The sequence below is a fragment of the Mycobacterium dioxanotrophicus genome, from assembly GCF_002157835.1.
In the GTDB taxonomy this organism is placed as follows: Bacteria; Actinomycetota; Actinomycetes; order Mycobacteriales; family Mycobacteriaceae; genus Mycobacterium; species Mycobacterium dioxanotrophicus.
The window spans coordinates 6,470,737-6,490,059 of sequence record NZ_CP020809.1; the positions used below are offsets into that span (position 1 = coordinate 6,470,737).

The window sequence follows — 19,323 nt, forward strand, 5'->3', positions numbered from 1 at the left end:
CCCTGGGAGCGCCCAGCTTGTGTTGCAGCCGCCAGCCAACGAGTGGGCACAATTCGAGTACCTGTCCCTGGCGGGACCGAATCCTGGACTCACCGTCGCCGAACCCCTGCCCGACGGGTTCGAATGGCGAACCGCGAAGACCGTTGACCTATGGCTCACTGCGGCAGAAGGCGCGGGGTCGACCCCGACCAGCGTCGCCGACATCATCGCGGGCTCGTCCGAGCACCCCTACGACACCTACTTTTTCCAGGGATTCGGTTGGCTCAACCCCACTCAAATCTCAGCCATGAACCGGAAGCAGTTGCTCACAGTCTGCACAGCCGACCCCGCGAAGCAACCATCGCTGCCAACGGCGTTCGGGGTGCGTGTCACCGATGGCACACTTCGGGTCTGGACGGGGTCACCCTGCGCGTCCACCACCGGCGTGACACTCAGCTTCCGAGCGGACCGTACCAAACCCGCGGAAACCGACCTCGCGATGGCGACCAGAAGCAACGACGACACCATCACGTTCGAGCGCTACACCGTGGGAGAGTCCTTCCCCGGCTTGGTGATTCGCGATGGATTGCCGCTCGGATTCGATTGGCGCAACCAACAGGAATTGACCCTCGCGGTCCACACCACCGAACAACACTGGGATCCCACAACCGACCTCACCGAGGCTGTCAGCCACTCGGCTGACCATCCCACTGACACCTACTGGTTCCAGGGTATCGGGTGGCTCAACCCCGCGCAGGTCGCCGAGCAGGACGGCAAGACCTTTCTGGCGACGTGTACCCGGGACCCGAAAAAGTAAGTGCGAGCAGACACTCCGGCACCCGACACGCCGTTGTGCCGGTGCCGGAGTGTCTGCTCGCGGGAAGAGCTCAGGCCCCGTAGACCGGAACCGCGGGACGGGCCTTGGCCAGCAGATCGGAGACCACGGGGCCCAACTCGGCCGGATCCCACTTCGCGCCCTTGTCGATCTGCGGTCCGTGCGCCCAGCCCTCGGCGACTCGGATCTTGCCGCCCTCGACCTCGAACATCTTGCCGGTGACGTCTTTTGACTCGGCGCTGCCCAGCCACACCACGAGCGGCGAGACGTTCTCCGGCGCCATCGCGTCGAATGCGGCGTCCTGCGTCGCCATCATCTCTGCGAACACCGTTTCGGTCATCCGGGTGCGGGCCGACGGCGCGATGGCGTTCACGGTGACGCCGTAGCGCCCCATCTCGGCGGACGCCACGAGGGTCAGTGCCGCGATACCCGCCTTGGCCGCACTGTAATTCGCCTGTCCGACACTGCCCTGCAGGCCGGCACCGGAGCTGGTGTTGATGATGCGGGCGTCAACCATGTTGCCCGCCTTGGACTGGGCGCGCCAATAGGCCGCCGCGTGCTTCATGGTGGCGAAGTGCCCCTTGAGGTGCACGGCGGTGACGGCGTCGAACTCTTCTTCGGAGGTGTTGGCGAACATGCGGTCCCGCACGATGCCCGCGTTGTTGACGAGAACGTCGAGGCCGCCGAACGCGTCGACGGCGGTCTGGATGAGACTCTCAGCCTGCGCCCAGTCCGCGACGTTGGCGCCACTGGTGACGGCTTCGCCACCGGCAGAGGCGATTTCGTCGACCACGTTTTGCGCCGCGCTGCCCCCGCCCGCCGGCGATCCGTCCAGACCGACGCCGATGTCGTTGACCACGACGCGGGCCCCTTCGGCGGCGAACGCGAGCGCATGTGCGCGTCCGATACCGCCGCCGGCACCCGTCACGATGACCACGCGGCCGTCAAGCAAACCCATTGCTGTTTCTCCTTGTTTGTCTGCGCTATTTGTTTGCGCTGGAAGCTGCCAGGTACTGCGGCGGCTCGCCGCCACCATGGACTTCGAGGGTCGCCCCACTGATGTAGGACGCCGCGTCGGACGTCAAGAACGCTGCGGCCCAACCGATGTCGGCCGGTTTGGCCAGGCGACCCAGCGGCACGGTGGCGGCGACGGCTGCCACGGATTCGGCGTCGCCGTAGAACAATTCGGACTGCTCGGTCTCGACCATGCCGACCACTACGGAGTTCACCCGCACCTTGGGTGCCCATTCCACGGCCAGCGTCGCGGTCAGGTTGTCCACCCCGGCCTTGGCGGCACCGTAAGCCGCGGTTCCCGGTGTGGGTCTGCGCCCACTGACACTGGAGATGTTGATGATCGAGCCGCCGCTGTCCTGGTCCTGCATCACCGCGTTGGCGTGCTGGGAAACCGACAGTGGGCCGAGCAGATTGAGCTCGATGATCTTGGTGCTGAACTTCGCCGACGCGTCGGCGGCCGCCACATAGGGCGAGCCGCCCGCGTTGTTCACCACGACGTCTAGGCGGCCGTGCCCGGCGATCACCGCATCGATCATCGCCTTCACCGAATCGTCGTCCCGGACGTCGCAGCTGTGGAACTCGTACGGCAGGCCCTCGACGGGACGGCGCGCGCAGGTCACCACCGTGGCTCCCTGACCGGCGAAAACAGCGCTGATTCCGGCGCCAACCCCTCGTACTCCACCGGTTACCAGCACCACTTTGCCGGTCAGCCCCAAATTGATGGCACCGCCTTCTGGCGTATCTGTCACTGTGCTAGCGTACCAAGCAAGTGCTTGCTTAGGTAGCGACGACGGAACGATCAGGAAACCAATGACGATCACATCCACCACTGTCGAACCGGGCATCGTCTCGGTCACCGTGAACTACCCACCCGTCAACGCCATCCCATCGCGGGGATGGTTCGAGCTGGCCGACGCCGTCACGGCAGCCGGCCGCGACCGCAGCACCCACGTGGTGATCCTGCGAGCCGAGGGCCGCGGCTTCAACGCCGGAGTGGACATCAAGGAGATGCAGAACACCGAAGGCTTCACCGCACTCATTGACGCCAACCGCGGCTGCTACGCGGCATTCAAGGCGGTCTACGAATGCGAGGTGCCGGTGGTCGCGGCGGTCAACGGGTTCTGCGTCGGCGGTGGCATCGGCCTGGTCGGCAACGCCGACGTCATCGTCGCCTCCGACGACGCCAAGTTCGGCCTTCCCGAGGTGGAACGCGGCGCCCTCGGCGCAGCGACGCACCTGTCGCGCCTGGTGCCGCAACACATGATGCGGCGATTGTTCTTCACCGCCGCCACCGTCGACGCCGAAACCCTGCACCACTTCGGCTCGGTGCACGAGGTAGTGCCACGCGCAGACCTCGACGAGGCCGCGCTACGGGTGGCCCGTGACATCGCCAGCAAGGACACCCGGGTGATCCGGGCCGCCAAGGAAGCACTGAACTTCATCGACGTACAGCCAGTCACCGCGAGATACCGCATGGAACAAGGTTTTACGTTCGAACTCAACCTCTCCGGCGTCTCCGACGAGCACCGTGACGCCTTCGCCGGCACCTCCAAGGGGAAAGAATGACCGACAAGAGAACAACTCTCGACGAGGCCGCCGCCTCGATCGAAAGCGGCATGACCATCGGCATCGGCGGCTGGGGCTCGCGGCGCAAGCCCATGGCTTTCGTCCGCGCCCTGTTGCGCACCGACGTCAAGGACCTCACGGTGGTCACCTACGGCGGCCCCGATCTCGGCCTGCTGTGCTCGGCAGGCAAGGTCAAGCGCGTCTACTACGGTTTCGTGTCGCTGGACTCCCCACCGTTCTACGACCCGTGGTTCGCCAAGGCTCGCACCTCCGGCGCCATCGAGGCCCGCGAGATGGACGAGGGCATGCTGCGCTGCGGCCTGCAGGCGGCCGCACAACGGCTGCCGTTCCTGCCGATCCGCGCCGGTCTCGGCAGCGACGTGCGCGCGTTCTGGGGCGATGAACTCAAGACCGTGACGTCGCCGTACGCGACCGACGGCGCCTACGAGGAACTGATCGCGATGCCCGCACTGAACCTCGACGCAGCGTTCGTACACATGAATCTCGGTGATGCCCAAGGCAATGCGGCTTACACCGGAATTGACCCCTACTTCGACGACCTGTTCCTGATGTCGGCGCAGCGCCGCTTCCTGTCCGTCGAGCGCGTCGTGTCCACCGAAGAACTCGTCAAAGCCGTTCCGACGCAGGCCCTCCTGATCAACCGGATGATGGTCGATTCCGTGGTGGAGGCCCCGAACGGTGCCCACTTCGCCACCAACGAGCCCGACTACCGCCGCGACGAGAAGTTCCAACGCCACTACGCGGAAGCCGCGGGCTCCGATGAGACGTGGGCCGAGTTCGTCAAGACGTATCTGTCGGGCAGCGAGCTTGACTACCAGGCCGCCGTCCGCGCCTTCAAGGAGGCCAGCAAGTGATTGCCGTGACCCGCGCCGAAGTGTGCGCCGTCGCCTGCGCCGAACTGTTCCGCGACGCCGGCGAGATCATGGCCAGCCCGATGACCACCGTCGTCCAGATCGGTGCGCGCCTGGCCCGGCTGACCTTCTCCCCCGACATCGTGCTGACCGACGGTGAGGCACGAATTCTGGCCGACACCCCGGCGATCGGCGCGCCGTTCACCGTCGAAGGCTGGATGCCGTTCAACCGGGTCTTCGAGACCTTGGCCTGGGGCAAGCGCCATGTGGTGATGGGCGCCAACCAGATCGACCGCTACGGCAACCAGAACCTCTCGGCGTTCGGTCCGATCCAGCACCCGACCCGCCAGATGTTCGGTGTCCGCGGCGCGCCCGGCAACAGCATCAACCACACCACCAGCTACTTCGTGGGCAACCACTCCAAGCGGGTGTTCTGCGAGTCGGTGGACATCGTCTCCGGAATCGGCTGGGACAAGGTCGATCCGGCGAACCCGGCCTACCGGTTCGCCAACATCTACCGCGTGGTGTCCAACCTGGGCGTGTTCGACTTCAACGGCCCCGACCACCAGATGCGCGCGGTGTCGCTGCATCCGGGCGTCGACGCTCAACAGGTTGCCGACAACACGTCGTTCGAGGTGCACGGGCTGGACTCCGCCGAGACCACCCGATTGGCCACCGAGGAGGAACTCAAGCTGCTGCGTGAGGTGATCGATCCGAAGGCGTTGCGAGACAAAGAGGTCAAGGTCTAGCCGATGGGCAAGCTCAAAACCCCGCTGACCGAGCTGGTCGGCATCGAACATCCCGTGGTACAGACCGGCATGGGCTGGGTAGCAGGCGCCCGGCTGGTCGCGGCGACCTCCAACGCCGGCGGCCTGGGCATCCTGGCCTCGGCGACCATGACGCTCGAAGAACTGCAGACCGCGGTCACCAAGGTCAAGGCCGCCACCGACAAACCGTTCGGCATCAACATCCGCGCCGACGCCGGCGACGCCAATGCGCGCGTCGACCTCCTGATCCGCGAAGGAGTCAAAGTCGCCTCCTTCGCCCTGGCTCCCAAACCCGACCTGATCGCCAAGCTCAAAGACGCAGGCGTGGTGGTCATCCCGTCGGTCGGCCTGGCCAAGCACGCCAAGAAGGTGGCGGGCTGGGGCGCCGACGCGGTCATCGTGCAGGGTGGCGAGGGCGGCGGCCACACCGGCCCGATCGCGACCACCCTGCTGTTGCCGTCGGTGCTCGACGCCGTGGCCGACACCGGGATGCCGGTCGTGGCCGCGGGCGGGTTCTTCGACGGCCGGGGGCTGGCCGCGGCCCTGACCTACGGCGCCGCGGGCGTTGCGATGGGCACCCGGTTCCTGCTGACGTCGGATTCGACCGTGCCTGACGCGGTCAAGCAGCGCTACCTGCAAGCTGCGCTCGATGGCACCGTGGTGTCCACCCGCGTCGACGGCATGCCGCATCGGGTCCTGCGTACCGGTCTGGTCGAGAAGCTCGAAAGTGGTTCGCGGGCCCGCGGCTTCGCTGCCGCGGTCAGCAATGCACAGAAGTTCAAGAAGCTCTCGGGCATGACGTGGAAGTCGATGGTCAAAGACGGCCTGGCCATGCGGCACGGCAAGGAGCTCACCTGGTCGCAGGTGGTCATGGCGGCCAACACCCCGATGCTGCTGAAAGCCGGTCTGGTGGAAGGCAACACCGAGGCAGGTGTGCTGGCTTCAGGTCAGGTCGCAGGCATCATCGAGGATCTGCCGTCGTGCGCTGATCTGGTGCCTGCGATCGTGGACGAGGCCGTCGAGCACCTTCGCTCCGCGACCAGTTACATCCAGTAACTTTTGATTCGCGTCATGTCGTGGCGACTGCCACCGCCGCCGCGGCGATCGTGGCCAGCGCCGCGTCTTCGTCGGCCGTCAACGGCCGCTGCGAATGTGCGTGGACGGCCAGCAGCAGGGCCGCGGTGACCTGCGCGGTGGGATCGTCGGCGCCGGGACCGGTGTCGCGCACAAGGGCGTCCAGTTCGCCGAGCTCTATCAGCTCGGCGCGGATTTCCAGGCTCTGAAGCTGCTCACGCAGCTCGGCGGTGACAGGGCTCGGGGCAGGTGACGGCCCGGATTTGAGCCGTCGACGCACCCCACGCAACGGCCGCACCACCTCGGCGTGCCACAGCGCCACCCGTGCGGTCGCAGCCTGCAGCACGGGCGGCGTCAACGGCCCTCCGATGCCGACGCGGGCGGCGTACAGCAGCACGTTCACGTCGAGGCCGAACCGGTCCTGCAACAGCACACACGCAGGCCCCACTCCGTCGCCGCCGTGCACCCGCAGGGCAAAATCTGGTAACTGCACGGTGACCAATTGTGCTGTTCGGTAGCCCTACCTGCCTAGTCGTAGTACACAGTTATTTGCCGTGGCTACGGAAACACCAGAGTGAGGATGGCGCCAAGCAATGCCCTTCGATGACTTCCGCTCGTTCCTGAGCGCGTTGCGAGACCACGGACAGCTCATCGAGGTCGACCGGCCGGTGGCCCTGGAACTGGAAGTCGCCAAGGCGATGCGCAAAAGCGCCGCCACCGGCGGCCCCGCCATCGTCTTCAACAACAACGGCACCGGATTCCCGCTCGTGGGCGGCATCTACAACTCTCGCGCCAAAGCGCTGCTGGCGTACGGCTGCACCGAGGCCAACGCGTTCGACGACATCGTGCAACGGTTGAAGACCCGGATTCCGCCGAAGTACGTCGACGACGGACCGGTGCACGAGAACGTCATCACCGGCGACGACATCGACCTCTCGATATTGCCCGTGCCGAAATACAGCCCCGACGACGGCGGCCGGTACATCACCCCCGGCTTCGTCGTCAGCCACGATCCGGAGACCGGCGTGCCCGATATCGGGCATTATCGCTGCGAGATCATCGACAACAAGACGATGACCCTGATGGCCATCCCGAACCACCGCTTCGCCAAGAATCAGGCCAAAGCCCGGGCCATGGGGCACAAGACGTTTCGCGCGGCGTTGGTGATCGGTGTCGACCCGATGATCGCGTATTCGTGTCCCATTCAGGTGCCCGAGGACACCGACGACTGGGAGGTCGTCGGCGGTATGCGGGGCGCTGCCGTGGAGTTGGTGAAGTGCCGCACCAGCGACGTGTCGGTGCCCGCGCATGCCGAGTTCGTCATCGAGTTCGAAGTGGACTTCACCCAGACCGTGACAGAAGGTCCGCTCGGCGAATACACCGGCTACTACACGCCCGCATCACCCAAGCCCGTGGTACGGCCGACGGCGATCACCCACCGCAACGGTGCATACTTCCAAGCCCTGTTGACCGGCCGTCCGACGACGGAAAACCATATCCTCAAGCAGCTTTCATTCGAAGCGTCGTTCTACGACATCATGCGCCAACAGTTCCCGACCATCGAGAAAGTGGCCATCCCGGCCTCGGGCGGTGTGTACTTCCGCGTGGTGATCGCCATGCGCCCGCGCTTCGCCGGGGAAGCCCGCAGCGCCATCCTGGCCGCCATGGGCAGCAACCTGCGGCCAAAGCAGGTCGTGGTGGTCGACCCCGACATCGATGTGCACGATTCCGAGCAGGTGGAGTGGGCCATGGCGTTTCGCACCCAACCGGCGCGCGACGTCATCATCGTCGACAGCCTGCCCGGCGGCCCGTTGGACCCGACAGCCGACGAGTCGCTGCCGCAGGATCAGCGCACCGGGTCGGCGATCGGTACCGACGCCACCTACCCGTACGGCACCGTGGTCAAGAAGGTAGGCGACGTGTGCGGGCCGGCGCTGGAGGAACACGGCGGACGCGTCGTCGAGGTGGCCGACATCCCCGGTTGGCGGGACTACGAGCTCCCGGAGCTCGACGAGACGTCCCGTACCGCAACCACTCTCACGTAGGACACAAGCATGCCCCAGCAGAGCCTGACCGGCACAGGAGAACCCCTGACCTTCACGAGAAGTCAGTGCAGGAGGGACGCGCCGAAGTAGTGGCACAGCAGCAGCGCCACTTCCACATCGAGGCGGTCGTCGGTGATGGGCCTGCCGCGGCGTTCCACCGCCCGGTTCACCCGGTATTTGACCGAATTGGTGTGCAGATGAAGGTCTTCGGCGGCGGCCTTGTAGCTGGAGCCGCTGCCCAGGAACGCGCGCAGCGTCTCACGCAGCCGCTCGTCGTTCTCGGTGGCCTCGGCGAGCGGCCCGAGCACATCGGTCACCCACCCCGCGGCGGACTCGACGTTGCCGCCGAGCAGCGCGGCCACGGCCACCCCGCTGTCGCCTGCCGCGGTGAACCGGCACAACGCCGCACCGGCCGCGACGGCCACCGTCCTGGCGTCCTGGGCCTGCCGATGCGAACGCCGGAAACCGTCGACACCCGGTAGCGGATTGCCGACAGCGAGGAACGGTCCGTCGTCGAACACCCGCAGCCGGTTGACCACATCGTCGGCAGCCTCGCCGGGAACCGGGATCCACACCCACGCGGTCACCCGGTCCACCGAGATGAACAGCGGGTTCTCCTGAGCCCCAATGGATTCGGCGAATCGATTGAAGAATCGTTCCATCGAGGACAGCTCGTCACCTTCGCCGGATTCGTCGCACCACGCCACCGCGGCGAGATGAATCCGCCTGAGCGGGTAGCGGATTGCCATGGCAGCCGCGTCGACGTCGACGTCGTCACCCGAAGCCAGCAGGTCGCGCACCCGCGATGCCCGGACACTGTTGCGCGACTCCAACCAGCGATCGCGTTCGTCTTGATAGGCCTCGACCACGCGCTGGGATATCTCGTCGATGTAGTCGAAAGACACGGCTTCCATGAGCTCGTACACCGCCAGCCGGAGTGCCGGATCCAGATCTGTCGCGCGCACCTCGTCGAGGATGAACCGCAGCGCGGCGCGATGCCCCAGCCGGTAGGCGCGGGTCAGGGCATTCGCCGACACCTCCCGCTGGGCCAGCCGCCGGGAGTACTCCAGAGCGGCGATCGGCGGCTCGACGTTCTGCACCGAGATGCCATGGCGGACGGCGGCGAAGAACGTCTCGACGTTGCTCTCGACGGTGTCCCGGAGCAACTGCTGCAGCTGCTCTTCATCACGCAGTTCAGAGATGGCGGCAACCAGGGACTGCTGAACCGTCTTGGTGATGACCGGCAGTTTGTCCACCAGCCGGCCGGTCACGGTGATGGCGGCCCGCGCCACCGCCGCCTCGTCCACCGCGCTCTTCCCCACCATGCTCAAACCGTAGAACGCGGCTGTCGACGGCGGGACCTGGTTGTCCGGATCGGTTTTGTCCTCCGAGGACAGTCAGCCCCCGCTATTTCAGCCGCCGAGGACGTCGTCACACCGATCCGCGCTCCGTAACGTACCTCACGAACGCAGCACCAAGCCCTCTACCAGCTGCGACAGCCCAAAAATCCCCATCGCGAAAGTGAGTTCGCCATGTCCGTGTTCGGTTTCTTCCTCCTCTTCTTCATCGGCCTGTTCCCGGTCCTGGTTCCGGCCACCACCACCGCCGTCCGGGCCGTCTCCGGGTGGCGTGGGCGCCGCGTGGCCGCAGCGGCCGCCGCCCAGTAACCAGCCACCGCAATCAGACAAGGAGAACGTGCCATGAGCACCGTGAGCACCACAGACCTCGACAACGTCGATCTGGCCGACCCCGCGATCTGGGAAGCCGGCCCGCCGTACGAGCTGTTCGCGCAGATGCAGCGCGAGGCCCCGGTGCACTACAGCCCGCAGCACAACGCCCCCGGAGAAGGTGGCTTCTGGTCGATCACTCGGTACGACGACGTCCGCGCGGTCAGCCGCGACCACCGCACGTTCTCCTCCGAACGACGCGGCATCTTCAATGTCGACGACATCGGCGTCCCGCTGGACGTTCAGCGCCTCCAGCTGATCTCGATGGATCCGCCACGCCACGACCGGCTCAAGGCCCTGGTGATCAAGGCCTTCACCCCGGAGCGCGTGGCCGCGCACGAGGAGGCGATCAGACGGATCATCAGCGAAGTCCTCGACAGCGTTGCCGACCGCGACCGGTTCGACCTGGTGGCCGATGTGGCGCGCCCCGTGCCTGCCCGGGTCATCGGCTCGATGCTCGGCACGCCGCCCGCCGACGACGACCGGCTGGTCCGGTGGACCAATGTGTTCAGCGCGTTCGAGGACCCCGAGATCCGGGCCCAATGGGACGACGCCGGGGCCATCGTGCTGGAGATCATCGCCTACCTCAACGAGCAGATGGCACAGCGCAAGGACGCGCCGCGCGACGACCTCATCACCGCGGTGATGAACGCCGAGGTGGACGGCGAGAAGCTCACCGAGCTGGAGATGGCGACCTTCTTCGCGCTGCTGATGACCGCGGGCAACGACTCGACGCGCGCCACCTACAGCGCCACGATGCTGGCCCTGATGCAGAACCCCGACCAGCTCGCACTGCTGCGGGAGAACCCCGAGCTGATCGAGGCCACGGTAGAGGAAGGGTTGCGCTGCTTCCCGGCGTTCGCGTTCATGGCCCGCGCCGCCACCAAGGATTTCGAACTGCACGGCAAGACCATCAAGGAGAACGACCGGCTGCTGCTGTGGTACATCGCATCCAACCGCGACGAGACCGCGTTCGACGATCCCAACACATTCGACATCACCCGTGAGGGACTCGCCGACCGGCACCAGGCCTTCGGCGGCCGCGGCAGGCACTTCTGCCTCGGCGCCAACCTGGCCCGCCTCGAGCTCAAGCTGTGGATCCAGGAGACGCTGCGCCGGTTCCCCGACCTCGAACTCGACGGCGAACCGACACGGGTGCGGGCGCTGTTCCTCAACCAGTACAAGTCGATCCCGGTACGGCGGACATCATGACCAGGCCGGCTTACCGCGAAGTCGAACTCGACCTGCTCGTCGCGCGCCGCGAGGAGTCGGCCGACGGGGTGGTGACCCTGACCCTGACCGATCCGTCCGGCGCCGAGCTGCCCGAGTGGACTCCCGGCGCACACATCGACCTGGTGATGACCCCAGAGCTGGTCCGCCAGTACTCCCTCTGCGGTGACACCACCAACCGCGGCGAATGGCGCGTCGGCGTGCTGCTGGATCCGGCGAGCCGCGGCGGATCGGAGTTCGTGCACAACAAGCTGCATGAGGGCAGCACGGTCCGAGTTCGCGGGCCGCGCAACCACTTCGGTCTGGTCAGCGCGCCGCGCTACCAGTTCATCGCCAGCGGCATCGGCATCACGCCGATGCTCCCGATGATCGCGGCCGCCGAGGCGGTCGGCGCCGACTGGCAGCTGCTCTACGGCGGTCGGACCAGGTCTTCGATGGCCTACCTCGATGAGCTCGCCCACTACGGCGAGCGGGTCACGGTGTGCGCCCGCGATGAAGCTGCCACATTCCGCAGCACGCTGGAAACCATTCTCGCCGAGCCGCATCCGGACACGCTGGTGTACTGCTGCGGACCGGACGGGTTGCTCACCGCGACCGAAGAGCGGTGCAAGCACTGGCCGGCCGACAGTCTGCATATCGAACGCTTCTCGGCCAAGGCCGTTGAGGACACCGCCGACACACGTAAGTCGTTCGAGGTGGAATGCCAACGCTCCGGCATCACCTTGACGGTGCCACCGGACAAGACGATCTACGACGTCGCAGAGGAAGCGGGCCTCGATGTGCTCGGCTCCTGCATGGAAGGCGTCTGCGGCACCTGCGAATGCGATGTGCTGCAAGGCGATCCCGATCACCGCGACTCGGTGCTCAACGACGCGGAGAAGGCCGCGGGCCAGAGCATCATGATCTGCGTATCCCGCTCCCGCTCACCACGATTGGTGCTGGACCTATGAGAAACCCGCGCATCAACTATCCCTTCAACTGCTGGTACATCGCCGCCTTGAGCGACGAGGTCGGACCCGACCTGTTCGCGCGCCGGCTGCTGGGCATCCCCGTGTTGTTGTACCGGATCGCCGACGGATCGATCGTCGCGATGGAAGACCGCTGCGCCCACCGAGCCCATCCACTCTCGACGGGGCAGCGCGACGGCGACCTGGTGCGGTGCGGATATCACGGCTTCGCCTACGATCCCGCAGGCGATCTGGTCGACGTACCGTCGCAGGACAATGTGCCGCGCGGCGTGCGAGTACGCACCTACCCGATCATCGAACAGGGTGCCTTCATCTGGATCTGGCTGGGCGACCCGGGTGCGGCCGCGCTGCGCCATCCCCCGCGCATCCCGTTTCTCGCCGACGCCGCCGATTGGGCCGGCACGCTCGAGGTGTTCGGCATCGAATGCAATTACCTTCTGCTGCACGAGCACTACCTCGACCTGACCAACGTGTTCACGTTGCATCCCGAGGCGGTGCCACCGGACATCGAGGTGCTGCCCCCGCTGGAGGAGGTCGAGGTTTCCGAACGCTCGGTGGCCTACTTTCGCACCACCCCACCCAGCCGGCTCGCACCCTGGGAGACCGAGGCCACCGGCCTGCCCGCCGATACCAGCGGGATCCGGCGTGAGGAGGGCATGTTCGCCTCTCCCGCCCTGCACGTCCAGCGTTACGTGATCGAACCGGTCGACGGCGCACCGCGGCAACTGTTGCGGATCCAGGGGTTCACCCCCGAATCCCCGGGCGTCACACATGTTTTCCTGCAGATGGCCCGCGACTACGCGCCCGATGACGATGCGGTCGGCACGTTCCTCGCCACCATGTTCCACGACTGGGCCGAACGCGACGCCGAAGTGCTCGAGGGCATGCAGGATCTCCTCGACGAGGATGCGGACGCGAGGAGCACAGAATCTACCCAGCCGCCCCGGCGCGAATTCAACGTGAAGGCCGACCGTGCCGCGGTACGGGCCCGGCGCATCGCCCTGGACATGGTCGACGAAGAATCCGGCAGGCTGACCCGTAGCTGGCCGGCGGCCAGGTAGCCGCGTCCCGTGACTGTCGTCGGCGGTGTCGCGATGGTCGTCATCAGCCTGCTGCCGGTTCTGGTGCCCGCCGCAGCCACCTCCATAGTCCGCGCCCGCCACCGGCGGCGCGGACGCCAAGACAATCCCGATGAGGACTCATGACATCGCTGACCACGCGCCACTTCGACTATGACACTCTGGTGATCGGTTCGGGCTTCGGCGGATCGGTCGCTGCCCTGCGGCTCACCGAGAAGGGTTACCGGGTCGGGGTTCTGGAGGCGGGCCGTCGGTTCGAGGATCACGAGTTCGCGAAGACCAACTGGCAGGTGCGAAAGGCGTTCTGGGCACCGAGGCTGGGCTGCACGGGCATTCAGCGCATTCACATGCTGCCCGATGTCGTGGTACTGGCCGGCGCCGGTGTCGGCGGTGGATCGCTGGTCTACGCCAACACCCTCTACGAGCCGAAATCCGATGCGTTCTACCGCGATCCGCACTGGTCCCACATCACCGACTGGAAGTCGGAGCTGGCACCCTTCTACGGACAGGCCAAACGCATGCTCGGCGTGGTGACCAATCCGACCATGACGCCGTCGGACCGCGTGCTGCTCAAGGTGGCCAACCAGATGGGCGTCGGTGACAGCTTCACCATGACGCCCGTCGGGGTGTTCTTCGGCACCCCGGGCGAAGAGGTCGACGACCCGTTCTTCGGCGGTGCGGGGCCGTGCCGCCGCGGTTGCCTGCAGTGCGGTGAATGCATGACGGGATGCCGGCACAACGCGAAGAACACGCTGTTGAAGAACTACCTGTACCTCGCCGAGCGGGCCGGGGCGCAGGTGCATGCGCTCACGACCGTCACAGCCGTGCGTCCGCTGCCCGGCGGCGGATACGCGGTGGACACCCGCCGGACGGGCGCCTGGCGGGCCAAGCGCACCGCGCGTACCTTCACCGCCGAGCAGGTGATCTTCGCAGCAGGCACGTGGGGTACCCAGCAGCTGCTGCACCGCATGAAAGCCCAAGCCTCCCTTGCCCAGCTGTCCGACCGACTCGGTGAACTGACCCGCACCAACTCCGAAGCGCTCTGCACGGCCAGCGTCAGACTGAGCAAGCGGGCGGGCGCCGAGTTCGAGCAGGGCGTGGCGATCACGTCGTCCATCCATCCCGACGAGAAGACCCACATCGAACCGGTCCGCTACGGCAAGGGCTCCAACGCGATGGCCCTGCTGACCACGGTGATGACCGACGGTGGTGGCCGGGTGCCGCGGTGGCTGAAGTGGCTCGGCCAGTTGCTGCGTCATCCCGGTCAGACTGTGTCTCTGTATGTGGGGCTGAAGGATTGGTCGCAGCGCACGGTGATCGCGCTGGTGATGCAGACCGAGGACAACTCGATCACGTTGTTCCCCAAGCGCGGCCGGTTCGGACGGATGCGGCTGTCGTCCAGGCAGGGTCACGGCACACCGAACCCGACCTGGATACCGGCCGCCAATGAGACGGTGCGCCGGTTGGCCGACGAGATCGACGGTGCGCCCTATAGCAGCATCGGCGAGATCCTCGACATCCCGATGACCGCACACTTCCTCGGCGGATGCGTGATCGGCGACAGCGTCGAGGACGGCGTGATCGATCCCTACCACCGGGTGTTCGGGCATCCGGGGCTGCACATCCTGGACGGCTCCGCGATATCGGCCAACCTCGGGGTGAACCCGTCGCTGACCATCACAGCGCAAGCCGAGCGGGCGACGTCGTTGTGGCCGAACAAGGGCGAGCCCGATGCCCGTCCGCCGCTCGGCGCCGAGTATCGGCGGTTGGACCCGATCGCCCCTCAGCGCCCGGCGGTTCCCGCAGGCGCACCGGCGGCGTTGCGACTGACTGGCGGCTCGTCAGTGGTGACGTAACTTGCTCACCAGTTCGGATTTGCGCAGCGACGAATACCCGGACAGACCAATTTGTTTGGCGCGCTTCTTGAGGTCGGCAACTGTCCAGTCCTCGTAAGAGCCGGACTTGCCGCCTTTGCGGCCCTGCGCGGAACTGCCCTTGCGGGCAGCCGCGTTGGATATCCTCGCAGCCTTCTCCTTGGAGTCACCCTCCTTGCGAAGATCCCGATACATCTTCTCGTTCTTGATCGACGAATTCGGCACGCAAGCCACCTCCTCGGCAGACATTCTGTCTGTGTTATTCCCGCTGAGCAGCCGGGCAAACCACCCATCGGTCCCGTTTCCACCTGATCATCACGGGGTATTCGTCGCCGACATGCGAAGACCACACGATGTCAGGGGCTCTGGATGACACGGAACGCTGCGGTGCTGTTCGACGTCGACGGGACGCTGGTCGATTCCAACTACCTGCACGTGTACGCGTGGGCCCGAGCGTTCGCCTCCGAGCGGATACCCGTGCAGGCCTGGAAGATTCACCGCAGCATCGGAATGGACGGTGCGACGTTGGTACAGACGCTCGCGGGCGACGTTGCCGGTGACATCGCCCAGCGACTCAAGACCTTGCACTCGGACTTCTATCGCGACACCACCAATCTGTTGAAGCCCCTACCCGGCGCGCGGAAGCTCCTGCACGCGGTCAGCGAACTGGGTCTTCAGGTGGTACTGGCCAGTTCGGCACCCGAAGATGAACTGGACGTCCTGCGCGGCGTGCTCGATTGCGACGACATCGTGTCGGCCGCGACGTCATCGCGCGACGTCGACACCGCGAAGCCGGACCCCGCCATTGTCCAGGCCGCGCTGGACCGCGCCGGCGTCACGGCCGAGCAGGCGGTGTTCGTCGGTGACGCCGTGTGGGATGTCGAGGCCGCCGGCCGGACCGGCATGCCGTGTATCGGTCTACGGTGCGGTGGCACATCGCGCGACGAGCTCGCGCAGGCCGGAGCCGTCGCCGTCTTCGACGATCCCGCTGATCTTCTCGATGTCATCAACACCACACCGATCGCCACGTTGGCGTACGCGGAACGGGAGGATCAGCGCACGACTTCGCGGTGACCGGCGTCGAGCCTGCGGGTCCAGCCGCGGGAATCGAGATGCTCCAGCAGCGGGATGGCGACGCGACGCGTGGTGCTCAATGCCTGGCGCGCCTCGCTGGTGGTGAACGGTTGGTCCAGCCGGGCCAGCTCACGCATGGCCAGGGCCGGCGCGGTGGGCAACAGCACCACCCCGTCGCGCAGGCGGAGCAGCCGCCCAGCCCGCTCGGCGGCGGCCAACTCCCGCACACCCAGGTGCAGCGCCGCCAGATCGTCGGCCTCCGGAGCGTGAAAAGGGTTGTCCCGCAATCTGTCCGCCAGCTCGGCGACAGCGGCTTCGGCGGGTCCGAGATCGTCGGACCGGCCGGGCAGCCGGATCAGTCCCTCGGCCTGTTCGAGACCCGCCGCGTGGCTGATCTCATCGAGCAGCGCCGGGTCCGGTAAGGCCAGCAGATCGCTGGCCGCACCGCGAGACAGGCCGGCCGCCAACGGGTCCCGGTCATGCAGCTCCTGCACCGCCACCCGTAGCCGTTGCTGCCACGCCTCATACGTCGGGACGTGCACCCACCACGTCTTGATCACCCGGATGCCCGTCGGCACATGGTCGGTCCGAAAACCCAACCGGTGCAGATGTTCTCCAGTCACCACACCGCGGCGAGCCACCTCGACGAGCACGTCGCCGCGGGTGTCCATCGCGGCGAGCGCGCCGATCCGCCGGGCGCTGTCGCCGCGGCGCCGCAGTGCGGGCGGGTCGGCGTCGAGCACCTGGGCACCGGCGAGCACCCGGCGACTACCCGGATGCCTCAGCACCAACCGATCACCGAGCACGAGGGGCAGCCGGCGGTCGAGCACCAACCGCGCGTGGTCGTCGTCGAAGGGCCGCAGCCGGGCCGGTGCCGCCGCGGTACCGACATGCACGGTGAGCCGCTCGGGCGCCTCGCTGAACCCGCCTCCGCTGACGCGACGCACGTCGAGAGTCCGGGTGGTCTCCCACGCGCCGGGTGTAAGCAGCACATCACCGCGACGGACCTGATCAGCCGACACCCCACGCAGATTGAGCGCCGCCCGCGTCACCGGGCCGAGCGCGGGGTACGGCTCACCCCGCGATTCCAGACCGCGGACAACCGCTTCGCGGCCCCGGCGGCCGACCAGTTCGAGCCGGTCACCGTCGGCGATGGTGCCCGCCGCCAGCGTGCCCGTCACCACGGTCCCGGCCCCCGTGATGGTGAACGACCGGTCCACCCACAGCCGCACCCGCGCTGTCGTCGACGGGGCAGGCACCGCCGCCAGGACGTCATCGAGCGCGGTCCGCAGCTCGGACAAGCCGCTGCCGTCGACGGCCGACACCGCGACCGCCGGGGCGTCGCGCAGCCCGGTATCGGCCAATTCGGCGCGGGCCTGTGCGATCACGTCGTCGATGCGGTCCGGGGCGCGGTCGACGCGGCTGATCACGAGCAGCCCGTGCCGGATGCCCAACGCAGCGACGGCGTCGCGATGGTCGCTCGACTGCGCCTGCCAGCCTTCGTCGGCGGCGACCACGAAACACACCACCGGCGCGGGCCCGAGGCCGGCCAGCATGTTGCCCAAAAAGCGGTCGTGGCCGGGCACGTCGACGAAGGCGACCTCCCGCCCCGACGGCAGCGTGGTCCACGCGAAGCCGAGGTCGATGGTCAGGCCGCGGCGGCGTTCCTCGGCCCACCGGTCCGGTTCGATGCCGGTGAGCGCCCGCACCAGGGTGCTCTTGCCGTGGTCGACGTGGCCTGCCGTCGCGACAACGTGTTGCTGCACCGTCAACCGTCCAGCGCGGCCTTCACCGCGGCCAGCACCCGCTCGTCGTCGGCCTCGGGTACGCAGCGCAGGTCGACCAGACAGGCGCCGTCGTGCACGCGGGCCAGGATCGCGGGATCGCCGGCACGCAGCCGGGCCGCAGCGGCTTCGGGCAGCCGGACCGCCCATCCGGGCAGCGGGACGCCGGGGCACCGCCCCGCCGACGCGCCCGTCGTGGGCCACCACGGTTGCGCCGACGGCGTCGGCGATACGGTCGGCCCGGGCCCGCAGCGCCTCGGCGTCGGCGTGCAGCGCCTGGGTGACCGGGGCCGGTCCGCCACACAGTGTGGCCTCCAGCGCGGCGAGGGTCAGCTTGTCGGCGCGCACGGCGCGTGCGAGCGGGTGCCGGGCCATGCGGGCCACGATCTCGGCCCGGCCGAGCACGATGCCGGCCTGCGGGCCGCCCAGCAGCTTGTCACCGCTGCCGGTGATCACGTCGGCGCCGTGGGAGAGCGCCGTCGCGGCGTCGGGTTCGTCGGGCAGCAGCGGATCGGGCGCGAGCAACCCGCTGCCCAAGTCGGCGACGAGCGGTATTCCCTTGTCCCGCAACGCATCGCGGAGCTCGGCCAGCGACACGCCCGAGGTGAAGCCGGTGACCCGGAAGTTGCTCGGATGGACTTTGAGGACGCATCCGGTGTCCGGGCCAAGCGCGTCGGTGTAGTCCCGCAGGTGCGTGCGGTTGGTGGTACCCACCTCACGCAGCCTGGCCCCGGTCGACGCGATGAGGTCCGGCAGGCGGAACCCCGCGCCGATCTCGATCAGCTCGCCGCGACTCACCACCACCTCACGGCCCGCAGCCAGGGCGGTGGTGGCCAGCACCAGCGCGGCCGCCCCGTTGTTGACGACCAGCGCGTCCCCGGCCGCCGGACACGCGGCCAGCAGAGCCTCCCGGGCCGCGACACCGCGTTTCGATCGCGTCCCCGTGGCGAGGTCCAATTCGACATCGATGTACCCACTCGCCGACACCAGAGCGTCCACCGCAGCCCGCGACAGCGGTGCCCGGCCGAGGTTGGTGTGGACGACGACCCCGGTGGCGTTGAGCACGGGACGCAGCGACACCGGCGCCCGCGCAGCCAGGCCCGCCACCACCGCCGCCGCCACCTCGTCGACCGGCAGGGCGCCTTGCCGGGCCTGCTCCTGGGTCTTGAGGACCACGGCGCGCACCGCACTGTCGCCCAGCCGGTTTCGCGCTTCCCGCACCTGCGGCAGCGCCAACAGCTGATCGGTACGCGGGATGTGCCGACGGGGGTCGGGCTGGGTCACCTGCCCTCCTCGAGCGTCGACAGCAGAAACTGGCGGAGGCGGACGGGAATCGAACCCGCCAGACCGAGATACTCGATCTCACCGGTTTTGAAGACCGGGGGGACCACCAGGAACCCAAACGCCTCCGCCGCTCAACTTAGCCAATCCCCTC

19 protein-coding genes, 1 tRNA gene and 1 pseudogene are annotated in these 19,323 nt (G+C 67.4%); 13 read left to right on the forward strand and 8 right to left on the reverse strand.

Annotated features, from left to right (window positions below; all coding sequences use genetic code 11):
- Positions 1–19: 19 nt before the first annotated feature.
- Entirely contained in the window at positions 20–796 is a 777-nt protein-coding gene (locus tag BTO20_RS31550) for a hypothetical protein (RefSeq protein ID WP_087079779.1), read from the forward strand.
- A 70-nt stretch (positions 797–866) separates the two neighbouring features.
- Here BTO20_RS31550 and BTO20_RS31555 read toward each other — a convergent pair whose 3' ends face one another.
- Positions 867–1,772 (reverse strand): SDR family oxidoreductase, encoded by a 906-nt coding sequence (locus BTO20_RS31555; protein WP_087079780.1) that lies wholly within the window; start codon positions 1,770–1,772, stop codon positions 867–869.
- A gap of 25 nt (positions 1,773–1,797) precedes the next feature.
- Positions 1,798–2,577: an SDR family oxidoreductase gene (locus BTO20_RS31560; RefSeq protein ID WP_087079781.1), complete on the reverse strand. Its 780-nt coding sequence runs from the start codon at positions 2,575–2,577 to the stop codon at positions 1,798–1,800.
- A 61-nt stretch (positions 2,578–2,638) separates the two neighbouring features.
- On the opposite strand from BTO20_RS31560, the gene echA20 reads away from it, so the two are divergent.
- The 4 genes from echA20 to ipdC are packed head-to-tail and all read left to right on the forward strand — an operon-like array spanning position 2,639 to position 6,089.
- A complete protein-coding gene (gene echA20 / locus BTO20_RS31565) occupies positions 2,639–3,394 on the forward strand; it encodes a (7aS)-7a-methyl-1,5-dioxo-2,3,5,6,7,7a-hexahydro-1H-indene-carboxyl-CoA hydrolase (protein WP_087079782.1) in 756 nt (251 codons plus the stop codon).
- Complete coding sequence (gene ipdA / locus BTO20_RS31570; protein ID WP_087079783.1) at positions 3,391–4,269, forward strand: cholesterol ring-cleaving hydrolase subunit IpdA; 879 nt, start codon at positions 3,391–3,393, stop codon at positions 4,267–4,269. The genes echA20 and ipdA overlap by 4 nt, the downstream gene beginning before the upstream one ends.
- A complete protein-coding gene (ipdB, locus tag BTO20_RS31575; RefSeq protein WP_087079784.1) occupies positions 4,266–5,015 on the forward strand; it encodes a cholesterol ring-cleaving hydrolase subunit IpdB in 750 nt (249 codons plus the stop codon). Before ipdA ends, ipdB begins: the two co-directional genes overlap by 4 nt.
- Before the next feature lie 3 nt (positions 5,016–5,018).
- A complete protein-coding gene (ipdC, locus tag BTO20_RS31580; RefSeq protein WP_087079786.1) occupies positions 5,019–6,089 on the forward strand; it encodes a (3aS,4S,5R,7aS)-5-hydroxy-7a-methyl-1-oxo-octahydro-1H-indene-4-carboxyl-CoA dehydrogenase in 1,071 nt (356 codons plus the stop codon).
- A gap of 13 nt (positions 6,090–6,102) precedes the next feature.
- Here the strand turns inward: ipdC and BTO20_RS31585 are convergent, their stop codons facing one another.
- A complete protein-coding gene (locus tag BTO20_RS31585; protein ID WP_157680376.1) occupies positions 6,103–6,600 on the reverse strand; it encodes a TIGR02444 family protein in 498 nt (165 codons plus the stop codon).
- A 100-nt stretch (positions 6,601–6,700) separates the two neighbouring features.
- Between BTO20_RS31585 and BTO20_RS31590 the strand changes: the two genes are divergently transcribed.
- The gene (locus BTO20_RS31590) at positions 6,701–8,152 is read left to right on the forward strand and encodes a UbiD family decarboxylase (RefSeq protein WP_087079790.1); all 1,452 of its coding nucleotides are present in this window, start codon (positions 6,701–6,703) and stop codon (positions 8,150–8,152) included.
- Between the two features lie 62 nt (positions 8,153–8,214).
- Here BTO20_RS31590 and BTO20_RS31595 read toward each other — a convergent pair whose 3' ends face one another.
- Complete coding sequence (locus tag BTO20_RS31595; protein ID WP_232490911.1) at positions 8,215–9,477, reverse strand: PucR family transcriptional regulator; 1,263 nt, start codon at positions 9,475–9,477, stop codon at positions 8,215–8,217.
- A 207-nt stretch (positions 9,478–9,684) separates the two neighbouring features.
- On the opposite strand from BTO20_RS31595, the gene BTO20_RS41160 reads away from it, so the two are divergent.
- From BTO20_RS41160 to BTO20_RS31615, 6 genes are read left to right on the forward strand one after another with little or no spacing between them, the layout of a single operon-like run.
- Positions 9,685–9,819, forward strand: coding sequence for a hypothetical protein (locus BTO20_RS41160; RefSeq protein WP_269770306.1), 135 nt, complete (start codon positions 9,685–9,687; stop codon positions 9,817–9,819).
- 33 nt (positions 9,820–9,852) lie between these two features.
- Positions 9,853–11,091 carry a cytochrome P450 gene (locus BTO20_RS31600; protein WP_087079792.1) on the forward strand — a complete coding sequence of 413 codons (1,239 nt, stop codon included), beginning with the start codon at positions 9,853–9,855 and terminating at the stop codon, positions 11,089–11,091.
- On the forward strand, positions 11,088–12,059 hold the full coding sequence (locus tag BTO20_RS31605; protein ID WP_087079794.1) for a PDR/VanB family oxidoreductase: 972 nt from the start codon (positions 11,088–11,090) through the stop codon (positions 12,057–12,059). The genes BTO20_RS31600 and BTO20_RS31605 overlap by 4 nt, the downstream gene beginning before the upstream one ends.
- The gene (locus tag BTO20_RS31610; RefSeq protein ID WP_087079796.1) at positions 12,056–13,138 is read left to right on the forward strand and encodes an aromatic ring-hydroxylating dioxygenase subunit alpha; all 1,083 of its coding nucleotides are present in this window, start codon (positions 12,056–12,058) and stop codon (positions 13,136–13,138) included. Before BTO20_RS31605 ends, BTO20_RS31610 begins: the two co-directional genes overlap by 4 nt.
- A gap of 9 nt (positions 13,139–13,147) precedes the next feature.
- Entirely contained in the window at positions 13,148–13,282 is a 135-nt protein-coding gene (locus BTO20_RS41165; RefSeq protein ID WP_269770307.1) for a hypothetical protein, read from the forward strand.
- The gene (locus tag BTO20_RS31615; RefSeq protein WP_087079798.1) at positions 13,279–15,012 is read left to right on the forward strand and encodes a GMC oxidoreductase; all 1,734 of its coding nucleotides are present in this window, start codon (positions 13,279–13,281) and stop codon (positions 15,010–15,012) included. The genes BTO20_RS41165 and BTO20_RS31615 overlap by 4 nt, the downstream gene beginning before the upstream one ends.
- On the opposite strand, the gene BTO20_RS31620 is transcribed toward BTO20_RS31615, so the two are convergent.
- On the reverse strand, positions 14,998–15,255 hold the full coding sequence (locus BTO20_RS31620) for a DUF7218 family protein (RefSeq protein ID WP_087082954.1): 258 nt from the start codon (positions 15,253–15,255) through the stop codon (positions 14,998–15,000). The genes BTO20_RS31615 and BTO20_RS31620 overlap by 15 nt on opposite strands.
- 144 nt (positions 15,256–15,399) lie before the next feature.
- Here BTO20_RS31620 and BTO20_RS31625 point away from each other — a divergent pair, with 144 nt between their 5' ends.
- On the forward strand, positions 15,400–16,104 hold the full coding sequence (locus tag BTO20_RS31625) for an HAD family hydrolase (protein ID WP_087079800.1): 705 nt from the start codon (positions 15,400–15,402) through the stop codon (positions 16,102–16,104).
- On the opposite strand, the gene selB is transcribed toward BTO20_RS31625, so the two are convergent.
- The 3 genes and pseudogenes from selB to BTO20_RS31640 form a co-directional block, all read right to left on the reverse strand.
- Complete coding sequence (gene selB, locus BTO20_RS31630) at positions 16,083–17,870, reverse strand: selenocysteine-specific translation elongation factor (protein WP_087079802.1); 1,788 nt, start codon at positions 17,868–17,870, stop codon at positions 16,083–16,085. The two genes, BTO20_RS31625 and selB, sit on opposite strands and share 22 nt — an antisense overlap.
- Positions 17,871–17,872: 2 nt before the next feature.
- Positions 17,873–19,172, reverse strand: a pseudogene (gene selA / locus BTO20_RS31635) (L-seryl-tRNA(Sec) selenium transferase).
- A gap of 30 nt (positions 19,173–19,202) precedes the next feature.
- Positions 19,203–19,298, reverse strand: a tRNA-Sec gene (locus BTO20_RS31640).
- Positions 19,299–19,323: the final 25 nt, after the last annotated feature.